Source organism: Jatrophihabitans fulvus, assembly GCF_054781375.1.
The window spans coordinates 671087-695307 of the sequence record NZ_BAAGUN010000001.1 but is presented as its reverse complement, the minus strand read 5'-3'; the positions used below and the strand labels follow the sequence as shown (position 1 = coordinate 695307).

23 protein-coding genes are annotated in these 24221 nt (G+C 73.5%); 10 read left to right on the top strand and 13 right to left on the bottom strand.

Annotation, left to right across the window (positions count from 1 at the left end):
• The first annotated feature begins 9 nt into the window (after positions 1-9).
• On the top strand, positions 10-1053 hold the full coding sequence (locus tag ACYVP9_RS03430) for an ATP-binding protein (RefSeq protein WP_460603287.1): 1044 nt from the start codon (positions 10-12) through the stop codon (positions 1051-1053).
• On the opposite strand, the gene ACYVP9_RS03425 is transcribed toward ACYVP9_RS03430, so the two are convergent.
• Positions 1038-1634: a TetR/AcrR family transcriptional regulator gene (locus tag ACYVP9_RS03425; protein ID WP_460603286.1), complete on the bottom strand. Its 597-nt coding sequence runs from the start codon at positions 1632-1634 to the stop codon at positions 1038-1040. The two genes, ACYVP9_RS03430 and ACYVP9_RS03425, sit on opposite strands and share 16 nt — an antisense overlap.
• Before the next feature lie 64 nt (positions 1635-1698).
• On the opposite strand from ACYVP9_RS03425, the gene ACYVP9_RS03420 reads away from it, so the two are divergent.
• Entirely contained in the window at positions 1699-2469 is a 771-nt protein-coding gene (locus ACYVP9_RS03420) for an SDR family NAD(P)-dependent oxidoreductase (RefSeq protein WP_460603285.1), read from the top strand.
• Positions 2470-2478: 9 nt separating this feature from the next.
• Here ACYVP9_RS03420 and ACYVP9_RS03415 read toward each other — a convergent pair whose 3' ends face one another.
• Together ACYVP9_RS03415 and ACYVP9_RS03410 are read right to left on the bottom strand one after the other, a co-directional pair.
• The gene (locus tag ACYVP9_RS03415) at positions 2479-3210 is read right to left on the bottom strand and encodes an SDR family NAD(P)-dependent oxidoreductase (protein WP_460603284.1); all 732 of its coding nucleotides are present in this window, start codon (positions 3208-3210) and stop codon (positions 2479-2481) included.
• Positions 3207-3677, bottom strand: coding sequence for a VOC family protein (locus ACYVP9_RS03410; protein WP_460603283.1), 471 nt, complete (start codon positions 3675-3677; stop codon positions 3207-3209). The genes ACYVP9_RS03415 and ACYVP9_RS03410 overlap by 4 nt, the downstream gene beginning before the upstream one ends.
• Positions 3678-3722: 45 nt before the next feature.
• Here ACYVP9_RS03410 and ACYVP9_RS03405 point away from each other — a divergent pair, with 45 nt between their 5' ends.
• Together ACYVP9_RS03405 and ACYVP9_RS03400 are read left to right on the top strand one after the other, a co-directional pair.
• On the top strand, positions 3723-4508 hold the full coding sequence (locus ACYVP9_RS03405; protein ID WP_460603282.1) for an SDR family NAD(P)-dependent oxidoreductase: 786 nt from the start codon (positions 3723-3725) through the stop codon (positions 4506-4508).
• Positions 4505-5215: a nitroreductase family protein gene (locus ACYVP9_RS03400; RefSeq protein WP_460603281.1), complete on the top strand. Its 711-nt coding sequence runs from the start codon at positions 4505-4507 to the stop codon at positions 5213-5215. The genes ACYVP9_RS03405 and ACYVP9_RS03400 overlap by 4 nt, the downstream gene beginning before the upstream one ends.
• On the opposite strand, the gene ACYVP9_RS03395 is transcribed toward ACYVP9_RS03400, so the two are convergent.
• From ACYVP9_RS03395 to ACYVP9_RS03380, 4 genes are all read right to left on the bottom strand, one after another.
• Positions 5212-5652 (bottom strand): nuclear transport factor 2 family protein, encoded by a 441-nt coding sequence (locus tag ACYVP9_RS03395; RefSeq protein WP_460603280.1) that lies wholly within the window; start codon positions 5650-5652, stop codon positions 5212-5214. The two genes, ACYVP9_RS03400 and ACYVP9_RS03395, sit on opposite strands and share 4 nt — an antisense overlap.
• Before the next feature lie 27 nt (positions 5653-5679).
• Positions 5680-7038 (bottom strand): glutamine synthetase family protein, encoded by a 1359-nt coding sequence (glnA, locus tag ACYVP9_RS03390; protein WP_460603279.1) that lies wholly within the window; start codon positions 7036-7038, stop codon positions 5680-5682.
• A gap of 49 nt (positions 7039-7087) precedes the next feature.
• Positions 7088-8425, bottom strand: a complete 1338-nt coding sequence (locus ACYVP9_RS03385; protein WP_460603278.1) for a L,D-transpeptidase — start codon at positions 8423-8425, stop codon at positions 7088-7090.
• 116 nt (positions 8426-8541) lie between these two features.
• Entirely contained in the window at positions 8542-10326 is a 1785-nt protein-coding gene (locus ACYVP9_RS03380; protein ID WP_460603277.1) for a hydrolase CocE/NonD family protein, read from the bottom strand.
• A 235-nt stretch (positions 10327-10561) separates the two neighbouring features.
• Between ACYVP9_RS03380 and panB the strand changes: the two genes are divergently transcribed.
• Positions 10562-11398 (top strand): 3-methyl-2-oxobutanoate hydroxymethyltransferase, encoded by an 837-nt coding sequence (gene panB / locus ACYVP9_RS03375; RefSeq protein ID WP_460603276.1) that lies wholly within the window; start codon positions 10562-10564, stop codon positions 11396-11398.
• Between the two features lie 64 nt (positions 11399-11462).
• Here panB and ACYVP9_RS03370 read toward each other — a convergent pair whose 3' ends face one another.
• Together ACYVP9_RS03370 and ACYVP9_RS03365 are read right to left on the bottom strand one after the other, a co-directional pair.
• Entirely contained in the window at positions 11463-12059 is a 597-nt protein-coding gene (locus tag ACYVP9_RS03370; RefSeq protein WP_460603275.1) for a histone H1-like repetitive region-containing protein, read from the bottom strand.
• A 287-nt stretch (positions 12060-12346) separates the two neighbouring features.
• On the bottom strand, positions 12347-13375 hold the full coding sequence (locus ACYVP9_RS03365; RefSeq protein WP_460603274.1) for a glycerate kinase: 1029 nt from the start codon (positions 13373-13375) through the stop codon (positions 12347-12349).
• Between the two features lie 141 nt (positions 13376-13516).
• On the opposite strand from ACYVP9_RS03365, the gene ACYVP9_RS03360 reads away from it, so the two are divergent.
• Positions 13517-13933 (top strand): ATP-binding protein, encoded by a 417-nt coding sequence (locus ACYVP9_RS03360; protein WP_460603273.1) that lies wholly within the window; start codon positions 13517-13519, stop codon positions 13931-13933.
• Here the strand turns inward: ACYVP9_RS03360 and ACYVP9_RS03355 are convergent.
• Positions 13867-15429: a sensor histidine kinase gene (locus ACYVP9_RS03355; protein ID WP_460603272.1), complete on the bottom strand. Its 1563-nt coding sequence runs from the start codon at positions 15427-15429 to the stop codon at positions 13867-13869. The two genes, ACYVP9_RS03360 and ACYVP9_RS03355, sit on opposite strands and share 67 nt — an antisense overlap.
• A complete protein-coding gene (locus ACYVP9_RS03350) occupies positions 15426-16148 on the bottom strand; it encodes a response regulator transcription factor (protein WP_460603271.1) in 723 nt (240 codons plus the stop codon). Before ACYVP9_RS03350 ends, ACYVP9_RS03355 begins: the two co-directional genes overlap by 4 nt.
• Before the next feature lie 100 nt (positions 16149-16248).
• Between ACYVP9_RS03350 and ACYVP9_RS03345 the strand changes: the two genes are divergently transcribed.
• The 3 genes from ACYVP9_RS03345 to ACYVP9_RS03335 all read left to right on the top strand — a co-directional run bounded on the left by ACYVP9_RS03345 (position 16249) and on the right by ACYVP9_RS03335 (position 21859).
• On the top strand, positions 16249-17418 hold the full coding sequence (locus ACYVP9_RS03345) for a S1 family peptidase (protein ID WP_460603270.1): 1170 nt from the start codon (positions 16249-16251) through the stop codon (positions 17416-17418).
• A gap of 66 nt (positions 17419-17484) precedes the next feature.
• Complete coding sequence (locus ACYVP9_RS03340; RefSeq protein WP_460603269.1) at positions 17485-18507, top strand: DUF5666 domain-containing protein; 1023 nt, start codon at positions 17485-17487, stop codon at positions 18505-18507.
• 937 nt (positions 18508-19444) lie between these two features.
• The gene (locus ACYVP9_RS03335) at positions 19445-21859 is read left to right on the top strand and encodes a glycosyltransferase (RefSeq protein ID WP_460603268.1); all 2415 of its coding nucleotides are present in this window, start codon (positions 19445-19447) and stop codon (positions 21857-21859) included.
• Between the two features lie 4 nt (positions 21860-21863).
• On the opposite strand, the gene ACYVP9_RS03330 is transcribed toward ACYVP9_RS03335, so the two are convergent.
• On the bottom strand, positions 21864-22385 hold the full coding sequence (locus tag ACYVP9_RS03330) for a class I SAM-dependent methyltransferase (RefSeq protein WP_460603267.1): 522 nt from the start codon (positions 22383-22385) through the stop codon (positions 21864-21866).
• A gap of 35 nt (positions 22386-22420) precedes the next feature.
• On the opposite strand from ACYVP9_RS03330, the gene ACYVP9_RS03325 reads away from it, so the two are divergent.
• Entirely contained in the window at positions 22421-23290 is an 870-nt protein-coding gene (locus ACYVP9_RS03325; protein WP_460603266.1) for a WcbI family polysaccharide biosynthesis putative acetyltransferase, read from the top strand.
• Between the two features lie 71 nt (positions 23291-23361).
• Here ACYVP9_RS03325 and ACYVP9_RS03320 read toward each other — a convergent pair whose 3' ends face one another.
• On the bottom strand, positions 23362-24219 hold the full coding sequence (locus tag ACYVP9_RS03320) for a potassium-transporting ATPase subunit C (RefSeq protein ID WP_460603265.1): 858 nt from the start codon (positions 24217-24219) through the stop codon (positions 23362-23364).
• Positions 24220-24221 lie beyond the last annotated feature (2 nt).

Sequence of the window (24221 nt, the reverse complement as noted above, 5' to 3'; positions counted from 1 at the left end):
CGATTGCCGGTGCGCATCGCGGCGCTCGTCGTCGTGACGGTCGCGGCCGTCTCGGGCGCCATGATCGTCGCGGCCACCCGCCAGCAGTCCTACGGCGACGTCGACAAGCTCCACCGCTCGGCGTGGCTGATCGGCATCGTGGGCCTCGTCGCGGCGATCGCGGTCGGGGTGGCGGCGGCGGTCGCGATCACGCGCCCCGTCCGCCGCACCATCGAGGCCGCCCGGCGCTTCGGGTCGGGCGAGCTCGACGTACGCCTGCCCACCGGCGGCGCGACGGAACTCGCCGAACTCGGCCGGGCGTTCAACGCGATGGCGGGTCGGCTGGCCGACACCCTGCGCGACCTGCACGAGTCACAGACGCTCCAGCAACGCTTCGTCGCCGACGTCTCCCACGAGCTGCGCACCCCGCTGGCCGCCGTGATCGCCGCTGCCGAAGGCCTCGACGCGGCGGACGAACAGGCCCGCTCGCGCGCGGTCGAACTCGTGCGCGGCCAGACGCGGCGGCTGGGCAAGCTCGTCGACGACCTGCTCGAGATGTCGCGCTTCGACGCCGGCCAGACCAGCCTCGAGTACGAACCGGTCGACGTCGCCGCGCTCGCGTCCGACGTCGTCACCACGGTCGCCGTCGCCGAGGACGTGCGCATCACCCGGCTCGGCGACACGACGGCCGAGGTCGACGTGCGGCGCGTCCACACCGTCCTGCGCAATCTCGTGGCCAACGCGTTCCAGCACGGCCGGCCGCCCGTCGACATCGTGGTCGACGGCAGCGGACGCGACACCGTGACCGTCAGCGTCGCCGACGACGGCCCGGGGGTGCCGCCGCACGTCGCGCCGACCGTCTTCGACCGGTTCGTGCGGGCCGACGAGTCCCGCGCGTCGGCCGGTGCGCACAGCGGCCTCGGGCTGTCCATCGCCCAGGAGAACGCCCGGCTGCACGGGGCGTCGCTCATCCTGTCGCACGTCGGCCGTACGTCGTTCGCCCTCGAGCTGCCGCGCCGGGCGGCGATGCGGCCGGCCGGCGCCCTGGACGGGACGGTTCAGCCGGAGCAGTGATCGAGGCCGGTGTCGGCGAGCGCCCGGCCCACGACGGCGTCGATGCGCCGACGGCTCCACTGCGACGGGTCGAACAAGGCCTGCATGCCGGTCCCGAGGACGACGGCGAGCAGGCCGCGGGCCACGGCGTCGGCGTCGGTGCCCGCCGGGAGGCACCCGGCCGCGACCTCGACCGCGAGCGCCGACCGGACGCGCGCCCGCGCCGCCCGCAGCCGCACGCGCTCCTCGGCGGTGAGGTCGACGTCCGTCGCGGCCGGTCCGAGAAAGGCGAACAGCACCCGCCAGTCACGGACTCGCTGCCGGTCCAGCGGCAGCAGGGCGTCGAGCGTCGGCCGCAGCGGGTGCGGCGAGTCGGCCGCCACTTGCAGCCGCTCGGCGACGCGCTCGCCGACCTGGCGGTACGTCGCCATCACCAGGTCGCGCTTGTCGTGGAAGTAGTGGCTCACCACGGTGGTGCTGGCGCCGCTCGCCTCGGCGATGCGCCGATGCGTCGCTGCGGCGAGGCCACCCTCGGCGATGAGATCCCCGGCGATGCGCACGATGTCGCGGCGGTGCTGCTCGTGGTCTCCGCGCGCGGGCATTGACAGACCGTAGCAACGGTCCGCACCATCCGGTGTACATCACTTGTTGCACACCGGAGGACGCATGGATCTCGGACTTGCCGGACGGACCGCACTGGTCACCGCGGGCAGCCGCGGTATCGGACGCGCCGTCGTCGAACGCCTGGTCGCCGAGGGCATGCGGGTGGCGATCTGCGCCCGCGACGCCGACGGCGTCCGGGCGGCCTGTGAGGCTCTCGGCCCGAACGGCGAGGTCGTCGGCGCGTCCGTCGACGCGAGCGATCACGCCGCGCTCGCGGCGTGGGTCGACGAGTACGCCGAGCGCCTCGGCGGGGTGGACGTGCTCGTGTCGAACGCGAGCGCCCTCGGCGGCATCCCCCACACGCCCGAGGGCTGGCGCCGCAACTTCGAGGTCGACGTCATGTCGGCCGTCACCGTCGTCGACGCGGCGGTGCCGTACCTGCGCCGCAGCGACGCCGGCAGCATCGTGCAGATCGGCACGATCACCGCGGTCGAGAACCACTACTACCCGGGCGGCGGCCTCAGCTACGGCCCGATGAAGGCCGCGGTCATCAACTACATGAGCCAGCTCGCGAAGGAGCTCGGGCCCGACGGCATCCGCGCGAACGCGGTCTCGCCGGGACCGATCTACATCGACGGTGGCTCGTGGGACCGCATCCGGCAGAAGAAGCCGGACTACTACGAGTCGAACAAGGCGCGCCACCCGTCCGGGCGCTTCGGCCGCGCCGACGAGGTCGCCGACGTGGTCGCCTTCTTCGCCAGCCCGAGGGCGTCGTGGGTGACCGGTCAGAACCTCGTGGTCGACGGCTCGTTCACGCTGCGGGTCGGTTACTGACGCGGTCGGTCAGGTCGACTTGAACCCGCCGTCGACGGCCACGACCTGACCGTTCAGGTACGACGCCTCGGGCGCGGCCACCGCTCGCACCACGTGGGCGATCTCGTCGGCTGCCGCGGAGCGTCCGGCCGCGATGAACGAGAGCAGCGACGCGCGGCGCTCCGGCGGGATGCGCCCGGACGTGATCTCGGTGCCCTCCGTCCAGCCCGGGGCCACCACGTTGGCCGTGATGCCGTCGGGCCCGAGCTTGTCGGCGAGCACCTTGACCCAGCCGTGCAGCGACGCCTTCATGGCGGCGTACGACGCGGTCGAGTTGCCCCGCAGCGCTGCGGCCGAGCCGACGAGCACGACCCGTCCGCCGGGACGCGCGAGCACCGGCTGCAGCGCCTCCACGAGCAGGACGGCGGAGAGGACGTTCGCGCGGAACGCGCCCTCCCACGCGGCGGCGATCTCGCCGAGGTCCGGACCAGGCTTCACGGCCGCGGCGCCGGCGTTGGCGATCACGACGTCGACCGTGCGCCCGTCGACGGCGTCGCGCACCGCGGCGACGGACACCGGGTCGGACGCGTCCGCCGCCACGGACGAGACCGTGCCGAGCGGCGACAACGTCTCGACGGCCGCGTCGAGCACCTGCTGCCGGCGCCCGACGAGCAACACCTCGTCGCCGTCGCGCAGGAGCGCCTCGGCGACCGCCAGGCCGATACCGGTGCCGCCTCCGGACACCACCGCCAGGCGGCTCATGCGAACTCTCCCCCGGCGAACCAGCGCTCGAAGCGCGGGCGGACGGCGTTGGTCACCGGCTCGAGCAGGAACCCGCTCGGCGCGCGGACGTAGGTCATCGAGCCGTACCCGTCCTCGGGCGACTTCTGCGACATCTCGAGCGACCATCCGGCCGCGAGCAGCGCCTCGGTCTCGGCGGCCACGTCGTCGACCCATACACCGTGGTGGTGCACCCCGGGGGCGTCGTTGCCGTCCCAGAGCGAGCCCGGCGCACCCTGCAACAGCTCGACGTGCTGAGGGCCCTCGCACGAATAGGTGAACCGCAGCGGGGTCGTGAAGTAACCGAGTGCGGGCGTCCACGCGGACTGCTCGCGCTCGATGATCCCGGCCCACGTGATGCCCAGCCCGGCCCCCAGCTCGGCCATCGCCTTCTCGAGATCGGGGACGCGGACCCCGACGTGGTACAGCCCCGCGTTGTAGTCGACCATCGCCGCACCCTATCCCAGTTACTGTACGGCGAATACAGTAAGAAAATGCTTGATCTCTTCCGCCTCGACGGCACCGCCGCTGTCGTCACCGGGTCGGGCCGCGGCATCGGCCGTGGCATCGCCCTCACGCTCGCGCGGGCCGGCGCCGACGTCGTCGTGACCGGACGCCGCACCGACGAGCTCACCGCGGTCGCCGCCGAGGTGACCGCGCTCGGCCGGCGTGCGGTCGCGCACCCGGCCGACCTGCTCGACGAGGGCGTGAACGACGAGCTCGCCGAGCTCGCCGTCCGCGAGTTCGGACGGCTCGACATCTGGGTCAACAACGCCGGAGGGTCGGACGAGAAGACGGTCGCGCCGCTGACGGAGACCTCGGACGAGGTGTTCCGGCGCGTCGTCGAGCTGAACCTGACGGCGGCGTTCCAGGGAATGCGTGCCGCGGCGACGCGCATGGGGCGCGGCGGGTCGATCGTCAACATCTGTTCCGGGGCCGGCATGCGGGCGGCGCCCAACACCGGCGCGTACGGCGCCGCCAAGGCGGGGGTGCTGAACCTGACCATGACGATGGCGGCCGAACTCGCGAAGGCCGGTGTCCGCGTCAACGCCGTCTCGCCCGGACCCGTGCCGACCGAGGCGTTCCGGCGCGTGCTCGACTTCACCGACGAGCAGCTGGACGCGCTGGCCACCACCGTGCCGCTCGGGCGGCTCGGCACTCCCGAGGACATCGCCGCCGCCGTGCTCTACTTCTGCTCGCCGGCCGCGTCGTGGGTGACGGGACAGAACCTGCTGGTCAGTGGCGGGCGCGACGGGGGACGCAGCGTGGAGGACCGATGAGCGAACCACTGCACCCGACGGACATCAGCGCGATCGAGGCGCTGACCACGACCCGCGCGATCCGCCGCTACACCGCCGAGCCCGTGCCCGAGGCCGTGCTGCGCGACATCCTGTTCGCGGCCACGCGGGCGCCGAGCGGGTCGAACCGGCAGCCGTTCCGCTTCGTCGTCCTCACCGACGGACCGAACGCCGCCGCGGCCAAGGCGCTGCTCGCCGAGGGCGCGCGCACGTTGTGGGCGGGCAAGGTCGACCGCGACGGCTTCGCGCGTGGTTCGGGCGCGGTCGCGGGATCACCGAAGGCGCGGATGGCCGCGAGCATGGACGAGTGGGTCGGGTCCGTCCCCCGCGTGCCGGTCGTGGTGCTGCCGTGCCTCAACCGCTACCGCGACCCGGAACCGTCCGAGGGGGCGAACGTCTACCCGGCGTGCCAGAACCTGCTCGTCGCCGCCCGGGCGTACGGCTACGGCGGCGTGATGACGATGATCCACCGCTCGGTCGAACCGCAGCTGCGCGAGCTGCTCGGCATCCCCGACGGCACCGCGGTGTGCGCCACGATCACGCTCGGCCGCCCGGCCGGTCACCACGGACCGGTGCGGCGCCGACCTCTGTCCGAACTCGTCTACGCGGACGGGTGGGACCAGCCCCCGCCGTGGGCGCTCGACCCGCCCGGCACGGCGTTCACCGCCGCGGGGCCGCCGAAGCGTTAGGCCGTCGGCAGGTTCAGCACCGCCGGGTTGCCGACGGTCCAGCGCCGGTCGAGCTTGAGCAGGGCGATGCGCCAGCGTCCGTCGACGCGGACGAGCTCGTCCTGGTACTCGCCGCCGATGGTGCAGAACTCCTCGCGGCCGTCGACGTCGGCGACGTGCCACGCGGTGACGTACATGCGGCACGTCGCGCGGTCGCCGTCGAACTCGACCCGCGGGTTGGACATCGAGTGCTGCGTCGCCCGCATCGTCGCGAACCGCTTGCTCGCGTGCTCGATCCACGCCGCGGACGTCGTCGGGCCCTTCGAGTCCGGACGGTGCGAGCTGTAGTCGTACTCGAACTCGTCCAGCAGCACGGACGCGACCAGCGGCCAGTCGCGCGTGTCGACGCCCTGCGCCCACAGGTAGAGCGCCCCGGTCACGTCCTCGAAGTCGGTCACCCGCGGATCATCGCAGGCCCGCCGGGCTCAGAGCATCGGCAGGTAGCGCCGCAGCTCGAACGGGCTGACCTCGGAGCGGTAGTCGGTCCACTCCTCGCGCTTGTTGCGCAGGAAGAAGTCGAAGACGTGCTCGCCGAGGGTCTCGGCGACCAGCTCGCTCTGCTCCATCGCCCGCAACGCCTCGCTGAGGTTGTGCGGCAGCTCGTCGTAGCCGAGGGCGCGGCGCTCGATGTCCGACAGCGACCACACGTCGTCCTCGGCGCCCGGGGGCAGCTCGTAGCCGGCCTCGATGCCCTTCATGCCGGCGGCGAGGATGACCGCGAACGCCAGGTAGGGGTTGCAGGCGGTGTCGGGCGACCGCAGCTCGACGCGGGTCGAGTTGGCCTTGCCCGGCTTGTAGCGCGGCACCCGCACGAGCGCCGAGCGGTTGGCGTGGCCCCAGCACACGAAGGTCGGGGCCTCGACGACCGAGCCCGGTGCACCGAAGCCCCACAGCCGCTTGTACGAGTTGACCCACTGGTTCGTCACCGCGGTGATCTCGCGGGCGTGCACGAGCAGCCCGGCAATGAACGCGCGCGCCGTCTTCGACAGGTTCAGCGGGTCGTCCGGGTCGTGGAAGGCGTTCTGGTCGCCCTCGAACAGCGACAGGTGGGTGTGCATGCCGCTGCCCGGCTGGTGCATGAAGGGCTTCGGCATGAAGGTCGCGTGCGCGCCGTGTGCGAGCCCGACCTCCTTGATGACGTGGCGGAAGGTCATCAGGTTGTCGGCCATCGACAGCGCGTCGGCGTAGCGCAGGTCGATCTCCTGCTGGCCGGGCGCGACCTCGTGGTGGCTGAACTCGACCGAGATACCCAGCCCCTCGAGCGCACCGACGGCCGCGCGGCGGAAGTCGTGCGCGACATCGTGGCTGGTCATGTCGAAGTAGCCGCCGTTGTCGATCGGCAGCGGCTCGCTGCCGTCGGTCGGACGGTTCTTCAGCAGGAAGAACTCGATCTCGGGGTGCGTGTAGAACGTGAACCCGCGCTCGGCCGCCTTCGACAGCCCGCGCCGCAGCACGTAGCGCGGGTCGGCCCACGACGGCGAGCCGTCGGGCATCTGGATGTCGCAGAACATGCGCGCCGAGTCGGTGGTGCCGCCGTCGCTCTCGGGCAGCACCTGGAACGTGCCCGGGTCGGGGCGGGCGAGCATGTCGCTCTCGAACGCACGGCTGAAGCCCTCGATCGCCGAGCCGTCGAACCCGATGCCCTCCTCGAAGGCGCCGTCGAGTTCTGCCGGGGCCACGGCGACGGACTTCAGCGTTCCCAGCACGTCGGTGAACCACAGCCGCACGAAGCGGATGTTGCGTTCCTCGATCGTGCGCAGCACGAATTCCTGCTGACGGTCCATGTGCGCAGCCTACGGGCGGAGTGTTACGGGACGTAGGTGGCGCGGGCGGTCAGGCCGCCGCGCCGCCCTTGGCCCACGTCGCCCACGGGACACTCCAGTCGCCGCCCTGCCAGACCTGGATGGCGGGCCCGCCGGAGTGCACGACCTTGACGATGTCGCCGACGCGGGCGTTCTGGAAGTACCACTGTGCGTTGGCCTGGTTGAGGTTCAGGCAGCCGTGGGACACGTTCTGGTTGCCCTGCGCCCACACCGTGGTGTCGAGCTCGTGCAGGTAGATGCCGTCGGTGCTGATCTTCGTCGCCCACGGCACCTTCTCGGCGGCGTAGCCGTACGGCGAGCTGGCCGGCAGGCCGTAGCTGTCGGACGACATGGTCGCGGGGTTCTCGTGCGCGATGACGGTGTACGTGCCCGGCATCGTCCAGAGATAGATCGGACCGGTCTTGCCCGGCACGATGCCGCCCTGGCCCATGGACGTCGGCATGGTGCGCACCAGCTTGTCGCCGAAGTACACCTTGACCTGGTGGGTCGAGGCGTCGGCGATCGAGACCCGCTTCTGGCCGATCGTGAACGAGGTGGCGATGTCGGACTGGCCGTAGAGGCCGCCGCCGAAGTCGTGGCCGTAGTCCTTCGCGGTGACCTGGACCTTGGTGCCCGGCGCGTAGTAGTTCTTCGGTCGCCAGTGCGCGGTCTGGTCGTCGAGCCAGTACCACGCGCCCTGCACGGACGGGCTGGTCTTGACCTCGAGGATCTTCTCGGCGGCCACCTTGTCGGGGATCGGCTCGTCGAAGTGGACGCCGACCACCATGCCGACGCCGTAGAGGCCGCCCTTGGTCATGGCGTCGCCCGCAATCGTCACGAACGAGGGCATGGTCATGTTGTTCGGCTGCAGCGTGGTGACGTGCTCACGCTTCGTCACGGTCGCGCCGTCGGCGTTCTTGGCCTGGGCGACGAGCGTGTAGGTGCGGGAGTAGGCGAGGTCCTCGGTGGTGTGCCAGCTCGTGCCGTCGTCCGCCATCGCACCCGAGACGGACAGGCCGGCCGGGTTCACCAGCTTGACCGAGGTGAGCGTGCCGTTCGTGGCCTTGACCTCGACCGGCTCGGCCGGGTTGGCGTGCGTGAGACCACCGACCGCGGACGTCGCGATGGCGGCCGCGGCAGCGGGGGCGCTGCTGGTGGCCGACGAGGACGAGCCGCTGCCCGACGGGGCCGCACTCGCGCCGGTGGCGGCACCGCCTGACTTCGTGCCCGGGTCGTTCGTGCCCGAGGTGCACGCGGCCAGCGTGAGCAGGACGGCGGACCCGGCGAGCACGGTGGCCGCGGTGCGCCGGCGTCCCGAACTCGTGCGAACGGTCCGGACGTCTCGCGCCTGCGTGCCCACGTGCTGCATAGAACCCCTCCGAAACGCGATCTTGGCCCCCGCCAGTGTGCCGGACGAAGCGGACGGACCTCGGCTGATTCGCAGGCTTTTCACAACCGCGTCAGCGGCGAACGCGGTATAAGCCACTACCCCCCGACGACCGGGAGGGTCAGCGCCTGGCCGGGTCCCGAGGCGACCGTCACCGGCCCGGGCACCAGCCCGCCCCGGTAGTTCGGGTCGCCGCCCGCGACGACGAGCCGCACCGAGTGGCCGGCGGCGAAGCGGTGCGCGAAGGCCGGCAGTGTCACGCGGACCGGCCCGGCCGGGTCGGCGACGCGGATCGGCGCGACGAGGCCCTTGATGAGCGAGGCCTTCCCGTCCGGACCGACGTCGTAGAGCTTGGGGATCAGCACCAGCTGTCCGGCCGGCCCGACGGCGGACGTCGCCGCGGCGGCCGGTGCGGACACCCGCAGCGAGAGGGTGGGTGCGCCGACGACGTCCATCGCCGTGGTGAGCTTCGCCGAGTCCCACTGTCCGTAGGTGCCCGGAAGGTTGACGTCCGGCACGTCGAGCGGCGTGCCCGCGGGCAGCCGCGACCCGATCGCGTCCGGCTCCGAGATGGTCGTGGGCGCACCCGCGGGAGGGACGACGAAGGTCTGGCTGCCCGGCGCGCCGGACGTCCCGGCCGCGAGGCGGTTGCCGCTCGACAGCGTGAAGGTGCGGCCGGACCCGACCGGGTAGGCGGCCGCGGAGGCCCAGGTGCCCGTCCAGTCGCGGTAGTACGCGAAGGCGGGCCCGGTGCCGACGGCCTTGTTCTTGAGGTAGCGGTCGAACCAGGCCTTGATGCGCGCGTCCTCGTACGCCCTCCCTGCCGCGGACGGCGTGCCACCGGAGTGGCCCTGCTCGCGCCAGAGCATGGCGACCGGCGTGCCCTGCCTCTTCAACATCGTGTAGGTGGCGACGGCCTCGTTCAGGTTGAACAGGGTGTCGGTCTGGCCCTGGTCGAGCAGCACCGGAACCCGGATCCTCGCCATGTAGCTGCTCACGGACGCGTGCCGCAGCGCCGCGATCGCGTCCGGCTGGAAGTACCCCGTCGTGCCGGCGGTCACGAGCGCCGGGCACACGAAGTCGGCGAAGTTCGGGCATCCGACGAGGCGTCCCGGGTCGTTCGCCGCGTACTGCACGCCGTTCAGCACGCCGACGCTCGAGAAGAGCAGCCCCCACGCGATCTTCGTGGCGCCGGGCGTGGTCGTCGTGACGGTGCCGGACGGCGTCGCGTTGTTCGGGCCGAGCGAGTACGACAGGTCGTTCCACGTGATCTGCGGGTTCAGGGCGTCGATGCGCGGATCGACGGCCGCCGCGGCGAACTGCACCTGGCCGCCGTAGCTGCCGCCCCACATGCCGACCCGCGGGTCGTAGGTCCGCGCCGTCCCGGCGTGGTCGCGCGCGTCGTGGACGATCGCGGTGAGTCGCGGCGCGGGCTTCGTGTGCTGCGCGTCGGTGAACGCGATGCCCGGGGCGCCGCCGAGGTAGCTGACCAGTTGGCTCGCGGCCACGCCGTCGTAGTCGGGCGCGTCCAGCGTGATCTTGCAGCCCGACCCGCCGAAGCCCAGGCCGGAGTACGACAGCACGGCGTAGCCGTCCGAGGCGTACTGCTGCGCGAACGGCGCCTGGTCGGCGGCCGAACCACCGAAACCGTTCGTCGTGAGGACGGCGGGCACCCGCTTGCCCGCCGACGCGCCCGTGGGCAGGTAGAGGTCGCCGACGATGTCGCACTTCTGGGTGCGACCCGGCCCGACCGACACCGCGAAGTGCAGGGACGTCACCGAGTAGGCAGGCGCCGCCTGCGCCGGTGGTGCCAGTGCGGCCGACAGGGCGAGGCCGGTGGTGACCGCAAGGGCGGCGGCGATGGGTTTGCGCAGCGTGGGCACGGCAGCTCCTGTGGACGTCGGCTCGGTAGGACCAACGAGCGCGCGACGGCCGGGTTACCGGCAGGTATCGAGCACGTCCGGTTCGTCCCGGTCGCGACACGGTTCGCCGGTCGGTGACGGGGCTCTCACGCGCTTCGGGCTGACTTACCGGCCCGTACGTTGCAGCATTGTGTCGTCCGCATGACACGCCCGGGGACCGGCCGAGCCGGCCTCGAGGAAGAAGTGAGGCGCACCGATGGCTCAACAGTCCCTGTACGGCGGTGTCACCAGCCGCCGCGTGACGATCCGCGACCTGCAGTTGGCGAAGGACCGCGGCGAGCGGTGGGCCATGCTCACCGCGTACGACTACTCCACCGCCCGCGTCTTCGACGAGGCGGGCATCCCCGTGCTGCTCGTCGGCGACTCGGCCGCGAACGTCGTCTACGGCTACGACACGACCGTGCCCGTGACGGTCGACGAACTGGTCCCGCTCGTCCGGGGCGTCGTGCGCGGCGCGCAGCGCGCGCTCGTCGTCGCCGACCTGCCGTTCGGTACCTACCAGGCCTCCCCGCAGCAGGCGCTCGAGACCGCGTCGCGCTTCATGAAGGAGGGCGGCGCCCAGGCGGTCAAGCTCGAGGGTGGAGCGCGGGTCGCGCCCCAGGTCGAGCTGCTCACCGCCGCGGGCATTCCCGTCATGGCCCACATCGGTCTCACCCCGCAGTCGGTCAACGCGCTCGGGGGTTACCGGGTGCAGGGTCGCGGGGACGAGGCCCGGCACCGCCTGCTGCAGGACGCGAAAGCGCTCCAGCAGGCCGGCGCCTTCGCGGTCGTCATGGAGGTCGTGCCGTCCGACGTCGCTGCAGAGGTGACCTCGGCGCTGCACATCCCGACGATCGGCATCGGCGCGGGACCGTCGTGCGACGCGCAGGTGCTCGTCTGGCAGGACATGGCCGGGCTGCGCGGCGGCGGCAAGCCGGCCAAGTTCGTCAAGGAGTACGCCGCCATCGGCGACGCGCTGCGTGACGCCGCGACGCGCTACGCCGACGAGGTGCGCGGCGGCACGTACCCCTCCGCCGAGCACGAGTACAGCTGAGGTCCCGACGACGAGGGCCCGGTGACCATCAGGTCACCGGGCCCTCGTCGTTCACGGGTGCCGTCTAGCTGGTCGCCTTCTTCGCCGGCGCCTTGCGCGCGGTCTTGCGGGCGGTGGTCTTCTTCGCCGCGGTCTTGCGAGCGGTCGTCTTCTTCGCCGCCGCCTTCTTGGCGGGAGCCTTCTTCGCGGCCGTCTTGCGAGCCGTCGTCTTCTTCGCCGCCGCCTTCCTGGCGGGAGCCTTCTTCGCGGCCGTCTTGCGAGCCGTCGTCTTCTTCGCCGCCGCCTTCTTGGCGGGAGCCTTCTTCGCGGCCGTCTTGCGAGCCGTCGTCTTCTTCGCCGCCGCCTTCTTGGCGGGAGCCTTCTTCGCGGCCGTCTTGCGAGCCGTCGTCTTCTTCGCCGCCGCCTTCTTGGCAGGAGCCTTCTTGGCGACGGTCTTCTTCGCGGCGCCGGCCTTCCTGGCCACGGTCTTCTTGGCAGCGCTCGCCTTCTTCGCCACGGTCTTCTTCGCGGCAGTGACCTTCTTGGCCACGGTCTTCTTCGCGGCGCTCGTCGTGCTCGCCGCCTTCTTCGCGGGCGACTTCTTGGCGGCGGTCTTGCGAGCCGTCGCCTTCTTCGCGGCCGCCTTTCTGGCCGGTGCCTTCTTCGCAGCAGGTGCGGTCATGCGGTGTGCCTCCTCGGGCGGCTGTCGACGAAACACTCGTCGTTGCAACAAAGTTGACGAAGAACATAGGGCTTCGTCAACACGGCACGCCGACCTTTTTCAGGGGCGACGGGCGGGCGGCGCGCACCTCGGCGGCGTCGTTTCGCGCAACTTCGCGCTAGATCGCCTACGCCGTAGGGCTTTCGGTTCGCGCAGTAGCGCGCGAACCCGCTACGGGCGTCGGAAACCAATTCGAGGATTTCTGCGCAAGAACGTCGCGCATCCCACACCCCGCCGGCGCGCTCGCTTCACGTGATGCGTGCGACGACCAGCTCGCGCACGAGCTCGGTGACGCACGCGAGCACGTCGTCGTGCGCCCGCCGCACACCGTGCCGTCGCACCAACGAGTGCATGGTCACGCCCGCGATGACGTCACCTGCACGGTCATCCACGATGTCACCGGCGATGTCACCCGCGACCACCTCGACTTCGACTCCGCACTCACGCGCCAAGGCGGTCACGCCACCGACGACCTTGCCCGCGAACGACGTGCGATCGACCCGCCCCTCACCCGTGACGACGAGGTCGGACGCGACCACGTGCGCGCGCAGATCCTGCTGTGCGGCGACGACGTCGAATCCCGGGCGCAGCCGTCCGCCGAGTGCGGCCAACGCACCGCCGAGGCCACCGGCCGCCCCCGAACCGGCAACCGACTGCACGTCGAACCCGAAGCGATCGCGTACCCGTCTCCGTGCCATGACGAGTCGCTCGCTGAGCGCGCGCACCTGGTCGGCGTCCGCACCCTTCTGCGGCGCGAACTCGACGGCGGCATCCGTGTAGCGCGTGGTGACGTCGCAGCACACGACGAGCTCGACGCTGCCGTTCGCGATCGCGTCACGGACGTGCGCGGGGACGGCGTCCATGGCGGGCAGCCCGCCGTCGGTACACGCGCTGCCACCGAGCCCGAGGAGCACGCGACGGGCGCCCGCCTCGACCGCGGCGGTGAGCAGTTCCCCGGTACCGGCGGAGGTCGCCGTCATGGGGTCGTTCGCGTCACGTCCGCCGGCGAGCACCAGTCCGCTGGCACAGGCGCTCTCGACGACGGCCACTCCGTCGGCGAGGCGCCAGGCGGCGCGCACGGGCGTGCCCGCCGGGCCGGTCACGACGCTCTCCCGGTTCGCGCCACCGAGCACCTCGAGCAGGCCGTCGCCGCCGTCCGACATGGGCACCGTCGACGCGGTCGCACCGGCCTCCCGCGCGCCGCCGGCCATCGCCCGGGCGACCTCGACCGCGGTGGCGGTGCCCTTGAACTTGTCCGGCGCGGCGAGGACGTGCACGTGCGCCACTCTGCCCGTCCCGGCCTCCGTCCGGGTGCGCCGGTCGTGCTTTCGGGCACCGATCGGCGGTGACGGTGACGAGCCGTGATCGCGTGGGTACTCCCTTGGCGATCGGGGCGACGACGGCGAAGGGGGAGGACGATGTGCCGCACCATCGACGCCTCCTTCGTGTGCGAACCCGAGGCGGTCGGCGAGGCGCGCCGCTGGGTGCGTGATCAGCTCGAGCAGCTGTTTCCCGACCTCGACGGGCTGGTGGCCGACGACGTCGGGCTGACGGTGTCCGAGTTGGTCACCAATTGCGTGCGGGCCGACGGTCACGACCTGTCGGTGTCGCTGACCGCGCACCGCAGCGAGATCACGGTCGCGGCGACCGACGACGCACCCGGCGTGCCGGTGGTCAGTTCACCCCCCGACTCGCAACCCAGCGGACGCGGCCTCGCGATCGTCGAGGCGGTCACGTCGGCGTGGGGTGTCGAGTCGGCCGGCGACGGTCACAAGACGGTGTGGGGACGCTTCGACGTGACCGGTGCCGAGTCGACGTTCGAGTGCTCCCGCTGACCCGCGGGCGCTGACGTCGCGGCCGGAACGGTCAGCCGGAAGCAGGCACCCTGCCCGGCGGGTTGCGGCAGGCACACCAGGTCGCCCCCGTGGGCGCGGGCCAGCGCGCGGGCGATCGGCAGGCCGAGCCCGAACCCACCCCGGTCGCGGCTGCGCGATCGGTCGAGCCGCACGAGCCGCTCGAAGATCCGTTCGGCGTCCGCCGGGTCGACGCCCGGACCGGAGTCGGTGACGTCGACGCGCCAGTGCCCGTCCGCCGACGTCAGGGTGACGCCGATGCGTCCGGTCGGACCGGCGGCGGTCCGGGCGTTGGCGAGCACGTTGCCGAGCACTTGTCCGAGCCGGGTGGGGTCACCGTGCACCGGCGCGCTGCCGGGTGCCGCGAGGGTGACGGCAAGGTCGGGCGCGAGCGCGCGGAGACGCTCGAGCTCGTGGGATGCGATCTCGACGAGGTCGACCCGCTCGGACGTCAACGCGGTTCCGGTGTCGAGCCGAGCCATGGTGAGCAGGTCGTCGACGAGCCGGTCGAGCCGGCGGGTCTCGCGTACCAGCGTCACGTACGCGTGCTCGCGGTCGGCGCGGTCGGGCTCGTCGCGCAGCAGCGTCTCGGTGGTGGTGGCGATACCGGTCAGCGGCGAGCGCAGCTCGTGCGACACGTCGCCGAGGAACCCGCGCAGCCGCGCCTCGGCCGCCGCGGCGCCGGCCAGCGCCGACTCGAGTTCGTCGAGCATCGCGTCGAAGGCGGTGGCGGTGCGGCCCAGCTCGGTGTCGGGACGGCCGGTGCCCAGGCGACGTCCGCGGTCGCCGGCCGCGATGGTGCGCGCGACCGCGGTCATGTCGTCCAGCGGGCGCAGCGCCACCCGCACGATGCGGCGCAGCAGTACCCAGGCCAGCGCGAGCGCGACCAGGCCGCCGATCACTTCGAGCAGCACGAGTCGCCGCAACGTGTCGCCGACCTGGCTGCTGTCGACCGACAGCGTCAGCACCTGCCTCGTCGACGGCAGCGTGGTGCGCAGGTAGAGCAGCGAGCCCGACGTCTGCACGTCCGCGCCGCCCGTCCGCGCCGGGGGCGCCGGAGCGCCCGACGGCCTCCCTCCGGGGAAGCCCCGTCCCGGCCCGCGGCCGGAACCCGCGCTCGGGCGGTTGGCGCCGGGGCCGGGCGCCTGCGGCGCGGCCTCCGACTGCACGCATTGCAGGCGCTGCGACGACGACGAGCTGGGCCGGCTGGTCGATTCCGGTTCGCAGAGCAGGGCGACCACGCCGTCGCCCCGCAACCGGTCGACCAGCTGCTGCGGCGAGAGCGCGCCGTCGAGCTGGTCGGCGAGGGCGACCCGATCGGTGAGCCGCGTGCGGAGGTCGGAGTGCAGCCGTGACGACAGCACCGCGTCGACCACGACGAACAACGCCGTCAGCAGCACCGCCAGCAGCGCGAGCACCCCGAGCACCACCCGGCCGCGCAGCGAGCGCGGCCGCGGCACGCGCCATGAGCGCCTCACGGGCGCAGCACGTAACCCAGGCCGCGCACCGTGTGGATCAGGCGCGGTCCGGCGGACTCGGTCTTGCGCCGCAGGGCGCTGACGTGCACCTCGACGAGGTTGGGGTCGTAGTCCTCGTACCCCCACACCTGGGTGAGGATCTGCGTCTTCGACAGGGTGCGACCGCGGTTGGTGGCGAGGTAGCCGAGCAGCCGGAACTCCGTCGCGGTCAGGTCGAGCGGCGTGCCCGCACGGCTGGCGACGGCCGCGCCCTGGTCGATGACGAGGTCACCGACCTGCAGCGTGCTCGGGACGCGCCCGAGCCGGCGCAGCGCCGCGGCCGAGCGGGCCAGTACCTCGCTGATCGCGAACGGCTTGGGCACGTAGTCGTCCGCGCCCAGCGCGAAGCCGCGCAAACGGTCGTCCAGGTCGTCGCGGGCGGTGAGGAACACCACGGCCGCGTCGGTGCGGGCACGCAGCGCCTCGGCCAGCACGAAGCCGTCCCGGTCGGGCAGCATCACGTCGAGAACCACGAGGTCGGGACGGAACGCGTCGACCTGCCGTTCGAAGTCGGCGCCGTCGGCCATCGCGAGCACGTCGTACCCCTCGGAGCGGAACGCGGCCGCGAGCGAGTCACGGATCGCGTGCTCGTCCTCGACGACGATCACGCGCGCGCCGGAGGCTCGGGGGCTGGATGCGCGGGAGCCGTCGGGGCGCGCGGTCTCGGCTGCGGAACTCACCGCACCGAGTCTCGTGCCTCGGTCTGAAGCGATCCTGAAGAACCGCCGGACGGCCCGCCGATTCAGGCTGGCTTCAGAGACGGGGACAACCGTCTGTTCCGTGCCGGTCAACCCCACCACCTCCCCGTTCGCCGCCGTCCTCGTGGACGTCGCCGTGATCGCCGTGGTCGTACTCGCCGCCGTGCGCGGCTACCGGCGCGGTGGCCTGGCCTCGCTCGTCCGCCTCGGCGGAGGTGTCGCGGGCCTGGCGATGGGCCTGGTCGTCGCCGGGCTGCTCAGCGCGGCGCTCCCGCCGGTCGCGCACGTGCTGCTCGGCGTCGCGTGCGCCCTGGGCGGGGTGCTGCTCGGCCTGTCCCTCGGCCGGCGCCTCGCCGCCCCGCTCGCGCGGCACCGCCCGCTGCTGCCGGACCGCCTCGCCGGCGCCGTCGTCGGCGGTGCGGTCGGCGCCCTGGTGTGCGGTCTGCTGGCGAGCGTCGCGGTGGCGGCCGGACCACCCGCGCTGGCAGCGGCCGTCCGTGCCGGATCGGTCGCACCCGACTCGCCGGACGACGTCCCCGTGGCCGGCGAGGTCTGGCACGGGGTCGGCGGGATGCTGCAGGAGGTCGCGCCGTCGGACCTGGCGGCCCTCGTGCCGTCCGTCGGTGACGCCGCTCCGTCCGCGACCGTCATCGACGCTGTCGAGCGCCGCGTCCGCATGTCCGTCCTGCGGGTCACCGCGAGCGGGTGCACCGGTGGCGTCACCGGAACCGGCTTCGTGGCGGGCACGGACGGCGACGCCGCGATCGTCGTGACGAACGCGCACGTCGCCGGCGGTGGCGGTGCTCGCGTGGCCGACCGTCCCGCCACCGTCGTGTACCTGAACCGGCGCGCCGACCTGGCCGTGCTGCGCGTGCCGTCGCTCTCCGCCGCGCCGCTGCCGCTCGCCAGGACCGATGCCGCCAACGGCGACGGCCTCGTGGTCGTCGGCTACCCGGAGGGCGGACCGCGCACCGCCGTCGGCGCGACCGTCGTGCAGCGCTCGCCCGTGCCCAACCCCGGGCTCGCCGACGGCATCGCCCTGCACGAGGCGTACCTGCTCCGGGCCCCGATCGCCCACGGCAACAGCGGCAGCCCGCTGCTCGACACGTCCGGTCGCGTGGTCGGTGTGGTGAACGCGCTCACCGGCAGCTCGGGGCGCTACGGCTACGCCATCTCCGTCGACGAACTGCGCGGCGCACTGCAGACAGCGGCCGGACGTACGACCGCGGTCCCAGCGCAGAGCTGCTCCTGAACCCGGCTCCGGCCACCCGGCCGTGCCTCATCAGTTGGAAAGAACAACCCACGAAAGGGGAATCCCATGTCCGACCACACTCCCGTCCCGCCGACGGACCCTGCTGCCCCAGCGGCGGTCCCTGCCGCCGCGGCGCGGACGGCGTCCCGCGGCAAGCGGATCACCGTCGCGACCGTCGCCGCGCTCGGCCTCACGGCGGGCGGCATCGCGCTCGCGCAGACGTCGTTCGCCTCGGGCGGCGCACCGAGTGCCGTTCCCGGCACGGCGAACGGCGCCCCGTCGGGCGCCCGGCCGGCGGTCCGCCCGCCGATGGCCGGCGGCGAGCGCATCGACGGCACCGTGACCGCGATCTCGAGCGACTCGATCACCGTGCGCGACCTCTTCGGCGCGAGCCGCACCTACGCGATCACCAGCGCCACCACGGTGCACCGCGGTCCGACGAAGACCACCGTCTCGTCCCTGGCGGTCGGCGACCGCGTGGGCGTCGGCGGCACGAAGTCGGGGTCCGGGTCGAGCGCGACCTACAAGGCGACCGACATCGACGTGCGCCTCGCGCACATCGACGGCGTCGTGAAGAGCGTCGGCAGCGGCACGCTCACCGTCACGGACATGGACGGCTTCACCCGCACCGTGGCCACGTCGAGCGCCACGAAGTACACGAAGGACGGCGCCTCGTCCACGGCCGGGGCGGTGGAGCAGGGCAGCGTCGTGCACACCGAGGGCACGGTCGCCTCCGACGGCACCACCCTGGACGCGTCGTCGGTCGACATCCTCACCAAGGCTGCCGGTTCCGGCGGCCGGGGAGGCCCCGGTGGGCCTGCCGGCCACGGCCCGGGCGGGCACGGCGGACCGGGCGGACCCCTCGGCCCGGGCGGCCCGGGGCGCCTCGGGGGTCACGGCGGTCAGGGCGGTCAGGGCGGTCAGGGCGGTCCCGGTGGTGCGCCCGGCAAGGGCGGCTCGATGACGTCCGGAGCGCCGTCCGGAGCGCCGTCCGGAGCGCCGTCCGGTGCGCCGTCCGGTGCGCCGTCAGGAGCGCCGTCCGGTGCGCCGTCGGGAGCGCCGTCGGGCGGGGCGTCGAGTGGGTCCTGACGACCGCGTGCCCGGACGCCGCGACGACGACCCCACCGAGCAGCTCGCCCGCTGGCGGGCCTGGCGCGGCGCGGACGCAACGCGGGAGTTCCCGGCCGTGCCGCTCGACGAACCGCTGGAACCCGACCCGGGTCCCGATTCGGGGCGGCGGCGACACCGCCGCCGCCCCGGCGGGGCGGCGCTGACGGGGCTCGGGCTGCTCGGCGCGGCGCTCGTCGTGAGCGCGCTCGCCGCGACCGGGGTCGTCCCGGTGGGCGGCATCCTCGGCGCGGACGACACAGGTCGCGGGACGGGCACGTCGACGTCGTCCGGCACGGCGTCCGCACCAGCCACGGCTGGGTCGTCGGGTTCGTCCGCGGCGCCATCGCAGGAAGCGGGTTCGGACCGGCCGCAGGCACCGGCCCGCGGCAGGCACGCCCACACCCCCGGCGCGGGATCCGGACGTGACGGGAACGGGCCGTCGGACGTGCCCGCGGGACCTGCCGGCGGGCCGGGCCCGGCCGGCGGCCCGGCCAGCGGCCCCGCTGGCGGCCCCGCTGGCGGCCCCGCTGGCGGCCCCGCTGGCGGCCCCCCGCGCCAACGGGCGGGCGGACCGGGAGGCGGCCCGGCAGCCGATCCCGACGGCGGCCCCGCAACCGGAAGCAGCCCCCAGTCCGGATCCGACGGCACCGGTTCTCCGGCACTCCCGTCGGCCCCGTCCGCTGCGTCCGAGCGTCCGGCCACACCCTGACGCCTGGGCTGACGGCGGCCTGACGGCGGCCCGACCACCCCCTTCTCGAAATCTGTATTACACGCAGATCCGCGTGTATTACAGATTCGCGGAAGGGGGTGTCCGGGCCGCCGCGGTGCGCGTCGTCGGACGTCTCTGCTTGGCTGGGGCCAGCAGTTGTCACAGCGCGCATCAAGCCGACGGTGCCGTCTCCCCGAACGGACCTCTGTGCCCCGTCGTCCTGTCACCAGCCGCACCACGCGCGGTTCCGCCGCGCCGTCATTCCCCGCGGCCGACGTCCTGCACGTGATCGTCGGCCCCGACGGGCACGGCGTGGTCCGTCACGGACTGGAGATCGCGCAGGCCGCCGGCCAGCAGTGGGTACGCGCGCCGCAACCCGAGGCGGTGGCGACGGCCGCCGCCGGGGCCGCCGGGGCCGCCGGGGCCGCCGGGGCCGCCGGGGTCGGGGCCGGGTCCGGGTCCGGGGCGATCGAGGTGGCGCACCTGCCCACCGACGGCGTCGTGCACGTGCCCTTCACCGATCGCCTGTTCGGGCCCGACGCCGAGTCCGCACTCGAGACCTTCCTGGCCTTCGCCGACCGCGTCGCCGCGGCCGGTTCGTCGTTGTCGGTCACCCTGCACGACGTGCCGCACGACGACAGTCCGCTGCAGAAGCGCCGTCGGCGCGTCTACGACGAGGTCGTCGCGGCCGCCCGCGGCGTGGTCGTGAACAGCGGGCTCGAACTCGCGCTGCTGGCGGGCGCGGCCGACGGCGCGCACTCGCTGCGGCGCATCCCGCTGCCGGTGCACGCCGCCGTACCCACATCGAGCCGCCCCGGACGCTCCGGTGTGGCCGTGCTCGGCTTCGTCTACCCCGACCGCGGGTACGAGGACGTCCTCGCCGCGCTGGACTCCCTCGGCGTCGACGAGACGTTGCTCGCCGTCGGGCGGCCCGCCGACGGTCACGACGACCTGCTCGAGCGGTACGCGGTGACCGGACGTTGGCGCTGCACCGGCTACGTGCCCGATGACGCGCTCGCGGGCGTGCTCGCGGCGGCGGCGGTGCCCGTCGCACCGAACCGGCGGGTCACCGCGTCCGCCTCGATCAACACCTGGATCCAGCACGGCCGGCGTCCGCTCGTGCCCGACTCGCCCTACGCACGCGAGCTTCTCGACGAGCGTCCGGACGCGGTCGCGCTCTACGACCCGGACGCCGCGCCCGGCCACCCCGCGTGCCTGGCCACGGCGATCGCCGCCGCGCTCGCCGACCCCGCCCGTACCGAGCTGGCCGACGGCGTGCACCGCGGCCCGGGGCTCTCCGAGGTCGCGGCCGAGTACCGCCGGCACCTCGCGTCCTGCGCACCGCCGCGCGCCCTCGTCACCGACCACGGCGTGCTCGTGCCCGACAACCGATGGGATCTCGTGCCGGCGGGTGAGCCCGCTGCTCCGGCGACGGTCAGCGTCGTGATCCCCTACTTCGACGCGCAGCCGCAGCTCGACCGCGTGCTCTCGGCGCTCACCCGCCAGTCGGGACCACCGCTCGAGGTCGTCGTCGTGGACGACGGATCGCCACAGCCGCCGGACATTTCGTGCGCCGGTTCGCTGCCCGTGCGCGTGCTGCGGCAGGACGACCTCGGCTTCCGCGCGGCACGGGCACGCAACCTCGGCGCGGCCGCGGCGACCGGCGACGTGCTCGCGTTCCTCGACGGCGACACCGTGCCCGAACCCGGGTACCTCGCCGCCCTCACCGACCTGCCCGGGCGCTGCCCCGACGCGGTGACGGTCGGCCGGCGGCGGCACCGCGCGCCCGACGGCACCGAGCTCGACGAACCGGCGTGGCTGCGCGACGCCTACCGCGACTCGGCCGACCTGCTGCGCGCCGACCGCCGCAGCTACCGGTACGTGATCAGCGCCGTGCTGGCCGTCCCCCGTGCGCTGTTCCACGCCGTCGGCGGGTTCGACGAGCGTTTCGTCGGCTACGGCGGCGAGGACTGGGAACTCGCCCACCGGTTGCGCACCGGCGGCGCGGTGCTGGCCCACGTGCCGTCCGCCGTGGCGTGGCACGACGGGCCCGACTGGGCCGGGCGCGGTGACGAGACCGAGCGTGCCCGCACGAAGAACGCCGAGACCGCGGCCCTGGCCGTGCTGCTGCCCGACCCGGACGCCCGCGGGCCGGGACGCTGGGCGCCGTACCCCTCCGTGGTCGTGCAGGCCCCCGCCATGTGCGACGTCGACGCCCTGGCCACGGTGCGCTCGGCGCTGGACGTCGACTGCGCCTTCTGGTTCGCGGACGTCACGGGACCCCGGCGCGAACTCGTGCTCGCCGACCCGGCCGTCCGGCTGGGCGACCCGCCCGACGACGTGCTGCGCCGGGCCTGGTGCCGGGCCCGGCTGCACGGCCCGTCCGATCTCGGGACACTGGGCGAGCTGGCGACGCAGGCCGAGCGCATCGGCCGCGTCGACACCCCGGGCGTGTCCGTCCGCTCGTCCCGGTCCCTGGCGCGCGCCGGGCGCTGGACGGCGGGCGGGGCAGCGCCCGGGGCGGACGCCACCGCCGATCTGCTGTTCGGCCGTCAGGACCGTCCCGGCCCGGCACCGGCCCCGGTGGGCGACCTCGCCTCGTGGCTGCGGGGCCGACGATGAACGCTCAGCCGGTCAGTCGCTCGTACACGCCCACGACGTCGCCCTGCCACCACTCCCCCACGCCGGCGAACGTGGCCAGCACCTCGGCGTGCGACCAGTCCTCCTCGACGTGCACCTCGTACGGATTGCCCTCGATCTCGTGCTGCGGGTAGTGGACGATCGGGATCGACAGGTACACCGCGCGGCGGGCGACGGCGGCGCACCGGTCCCAGACGGCGAGGCCCTCGGCGCGGGTCATGTGCTCGACCACGTCGCCCAGCACGACCACGTCGGCCGGAGGCAGCTCGGCGGTGCGCACGTCACCCAGGAGGATCTCGTCGTAGTAGTCGTGCAGCCGGTACGTCGTCACGTACGGCTCCCACACCTCGAGCCCGGTCATGTGCACCGGCAGGTCGGCGAACAACTTGGCGTACGTGCCCACGCCCGGGCCGATGTCGAGAACCGTGAGCAGCTCGTCCCCGCGGAGGCCGCCGGCGAGCGCCGACACCCGCTCGTGGGTCCACTGCTTGCCTTCGGACGAACTCATGGGCACGGCTGGCTCTCCTGTTCGGAAGGGGATCGATGAACGACGGTCACGACCGCGTGGTCGTGTGGGGTAACTGCCAGGCCGCTCCGCTGGGCGACCTGCTGGCGGCCCCGCTCGCCGCGCACGGTCTGCGGGTGGTGTCCGTGCCTCCGGTCTACCTCGCCGACGAGGCGGACGTCGCGCGGGTGCACGACGAGGTGCGCCGCAGCGCGCTGCTGATCACGCAGCCGGTCGGTGACGACTACCGCGTCGCCGGCTGCGGCTCCGGCACGCTCGGCGCCCTGCTCCCCCGTGGCGCGCGGACGGTGCGCTGGCCGGTGACCTACCACGTGGGGCCGTTCCCCGCCCAGGCGCGCGGGTACGCAGGCGACGGCGAGCGCGTGAACGCTCCGCTGACCGACTACCACGACCTGCGCATCGTTCTCGCCGCTCGACGAGGTTGGGATGTCCAACGCACTCTCGACGGATGGGCGATCGCAGGCGACGCCGTGCGCGCGGTCGCGCAGGCGTCGACCGCCGAGCTGCGACGGCGCGAGGCCGGGCTGGACGTGCCCGTCTCGGACCTCGTCGGGGCGCCCGACGCGTTGTGGACGATGACGCACCCCACGAACGCGTTCCTCGCCCGCGTGGCCCGCCGCGTGCTCGACCACCTCGGCCTCGACGGCACGGTCGACGTCCCCGAGCGCGAGTACCTCGGGCAGCGCCGCGCCCCGATCGACGCCGACGTGGCCACGGCGCTCGGCTGGGCGCACGACACGGTTCGCCCGCAGTGGGTGATCGACGGCGCCGCGGTACCCGACGCCGAACTGGTCGCGACGCAGCTGGAGTTCTACGCCGAACGCCCCGACGTCGTGGCCGCCACGCTGCAGCGCGCGGCCGGCCGGATGGCGGCGCTGGCCCGCTGAGCCCTGCACGTCGTCGGCCGTCACACCCGGGCCCTACCCCGGGGTGACGACCGGCAATCGACGGCCTGAGTTCAGCCCCGGTACGGGTACTTGCGGTCCAGCTCCAGGTTCACCTTCAGCACGTTGACCTTCGAGGTCCCGATGAAGCCGAGGTCCCGGCCGGTGGCGATCGAGTCGATCACCGCGGCAACCTGCGCCCGGGTGATGCCGCGGGTGGCGGCGATCCGTGGCTCCTGCAGCCGGGCATAGGCGAGCGAGATCTCGGGATCGATGCCGGAACCGCTCGCGGTCACCGCGTCGGCGGGCACCGCGGGGTGGGCCGGGGCGTCACCGCGCACCGGCACCACCTTCGCGGCGGAGACGTCCTCCCCCGCCTTCGCGCACTGCACCGTCACGCCGCGGTAGCTGCCGACGAACGGCGTCGCCGGGCAGGGCTGGTTCACGCTGACCACCCGCTCGATCGCGCCGCGGTAACCGGGTTCGGTGTACACGACCGCGAGCACCGCCCCGACCCCGTCGGCGCAGTACGGCCGCGCGCCGGAGACCTTCTCGAGCGTGCCGACCGCGACGCTGCGCTGGCAGACCTGCGTGAGCAGGCTGGGCTTGTCGGGCGCGTCGACGATCGACTCCGGACCGAGGTTGGACGCCCCCGTGGCGAGCGGGTCGTAGCCACCCGCCGACGGACGTGACTGCAGGTACTGCTTCAGCGGGTTGCCCTTGGCGTCGGTGAAGCTCTGCCCGATGAGCCCGGAGCCGACCGGCCTGCCGTCGCGTTCGAGCATCGAGCCGTCCGCACGGGACGACAGCCCCGGCAGCTGGGCGACGGCCCAGATCGCCAGTGGATAGACGACGCCGAGCACGACGGTGAACACGAGCAGCAGCCGCAGTGCGGCGCCGGCCTGGCGGAGGGTGGACGCGAGTCTGCGCATGA

Bases quoted from the DNA above. Each gene is read 5' to 3' on its own strand.
- ACYVP9_RS03415 (WP_460603284.1), bottom strand. From the start codon at position 3,210: ATGAGCCGCCTGGCGGTGGTGTCCGGAGGCGGCACCGGTATCGGCCTG.
- ACYVP9_RS03425 (WP_460603286.1), bottom strand. From the start codon at position 1,634: ATGCCCGCGCGCGGAGACCACGAGCAGCACCGCCGCGACATCGTGCGC.
- ACYVP9_RS03340 (WP_460603269.1), top strand. From the start codon at position 17,485: ATGTCCGACCACACTCCCGTCCCGCCGACGGACCCTGCTGCCCCAGCG.
- ACYVP9_RS03410 (WP_460603283.1), bottom strand. From the start codon at position 3,677: ATGGTCGACTACAACGCGGGGCTGTACCACGTCGGGGTCCGCGTCCCC.
- glnA (WP_460603279.1), bottom strand. From the start codon at position 7,038: ATGGACCGTCAGCAGGAATTCGTGCTGCGCACGATCGAGGAACGCAAC.
- ACYVP9_RS03325 (WP_460603266.1), top strand. From the start codon at position 22,421: ATGAACGACGGTCACGACCGCGTGGTCGTGTGGGGTAACTGCCAGGCC.
- ACYVP9_RS03360 (WP_460603273.1), top strand. From the start codon at position 13,517: ATGTGCCGCACCATCGACGCCTCCTTCGTGTGCGAACCCGAGGCGGTC.
- ACYVP9_RS03320 (WP_460603265.1), bottom strand. From the start codon at position 24,219: ATGCGCAGACTCGCGTCCACCCTCCGCCAGGCCGGCGCCGCACTGCGG.
- ACYVP9_RS03370 (WP_460603275.1), bottom strand. From the start codon at position 12,059: ATGACCGCACCTGCTGCGAAGAAGGCACCGGCCAGAAAGGCGGCCGCG.
- ACYVP9_RS03400 (WP_460603281.1), top strand. From the start codon at position 4,505: ATGAGCGAACCACTGCACCCGACGGACATCAGCGCGATCGAGGCGCTG.
- ACYVP9_RS03330 (WP_460603267.1), bottom strand. From the start codon at position 22,385: ATGAGTTCGTCCGAAGGCAAGCAGTGGACCCACGAGCGGGTGTCGGCG.
- ACYVP9_RS03420 (WP_460603285.1), top strand. From the start codon at position 1,699: ATGGATCTCGGACTTGCCGGACGGACCGCACTGGTCACCGCGGGCAGC.
- ACYVP9_RS03405 (WP_460603282.1), top strand. From the start codon at position 3,723: ATGCTTGATCTCTTCCGCCTCGACGGCACCGCCGCTGTCGTCACCGGG.
- ACYVP9_RS03385 (WP_460603278.1), bottom strand. From the start codon at position 8,425: ATGCAGCACGTGGGCACGCAGGCGCGAGACGTCCGGACCGTTCGCACG.
- panB (WP_460603276.1), top strand. From the start codon at position 10,562: ATGGCTCAACAGTCCCTGTACGGCGGTGTCACCAGCCGCCGCGTGACG.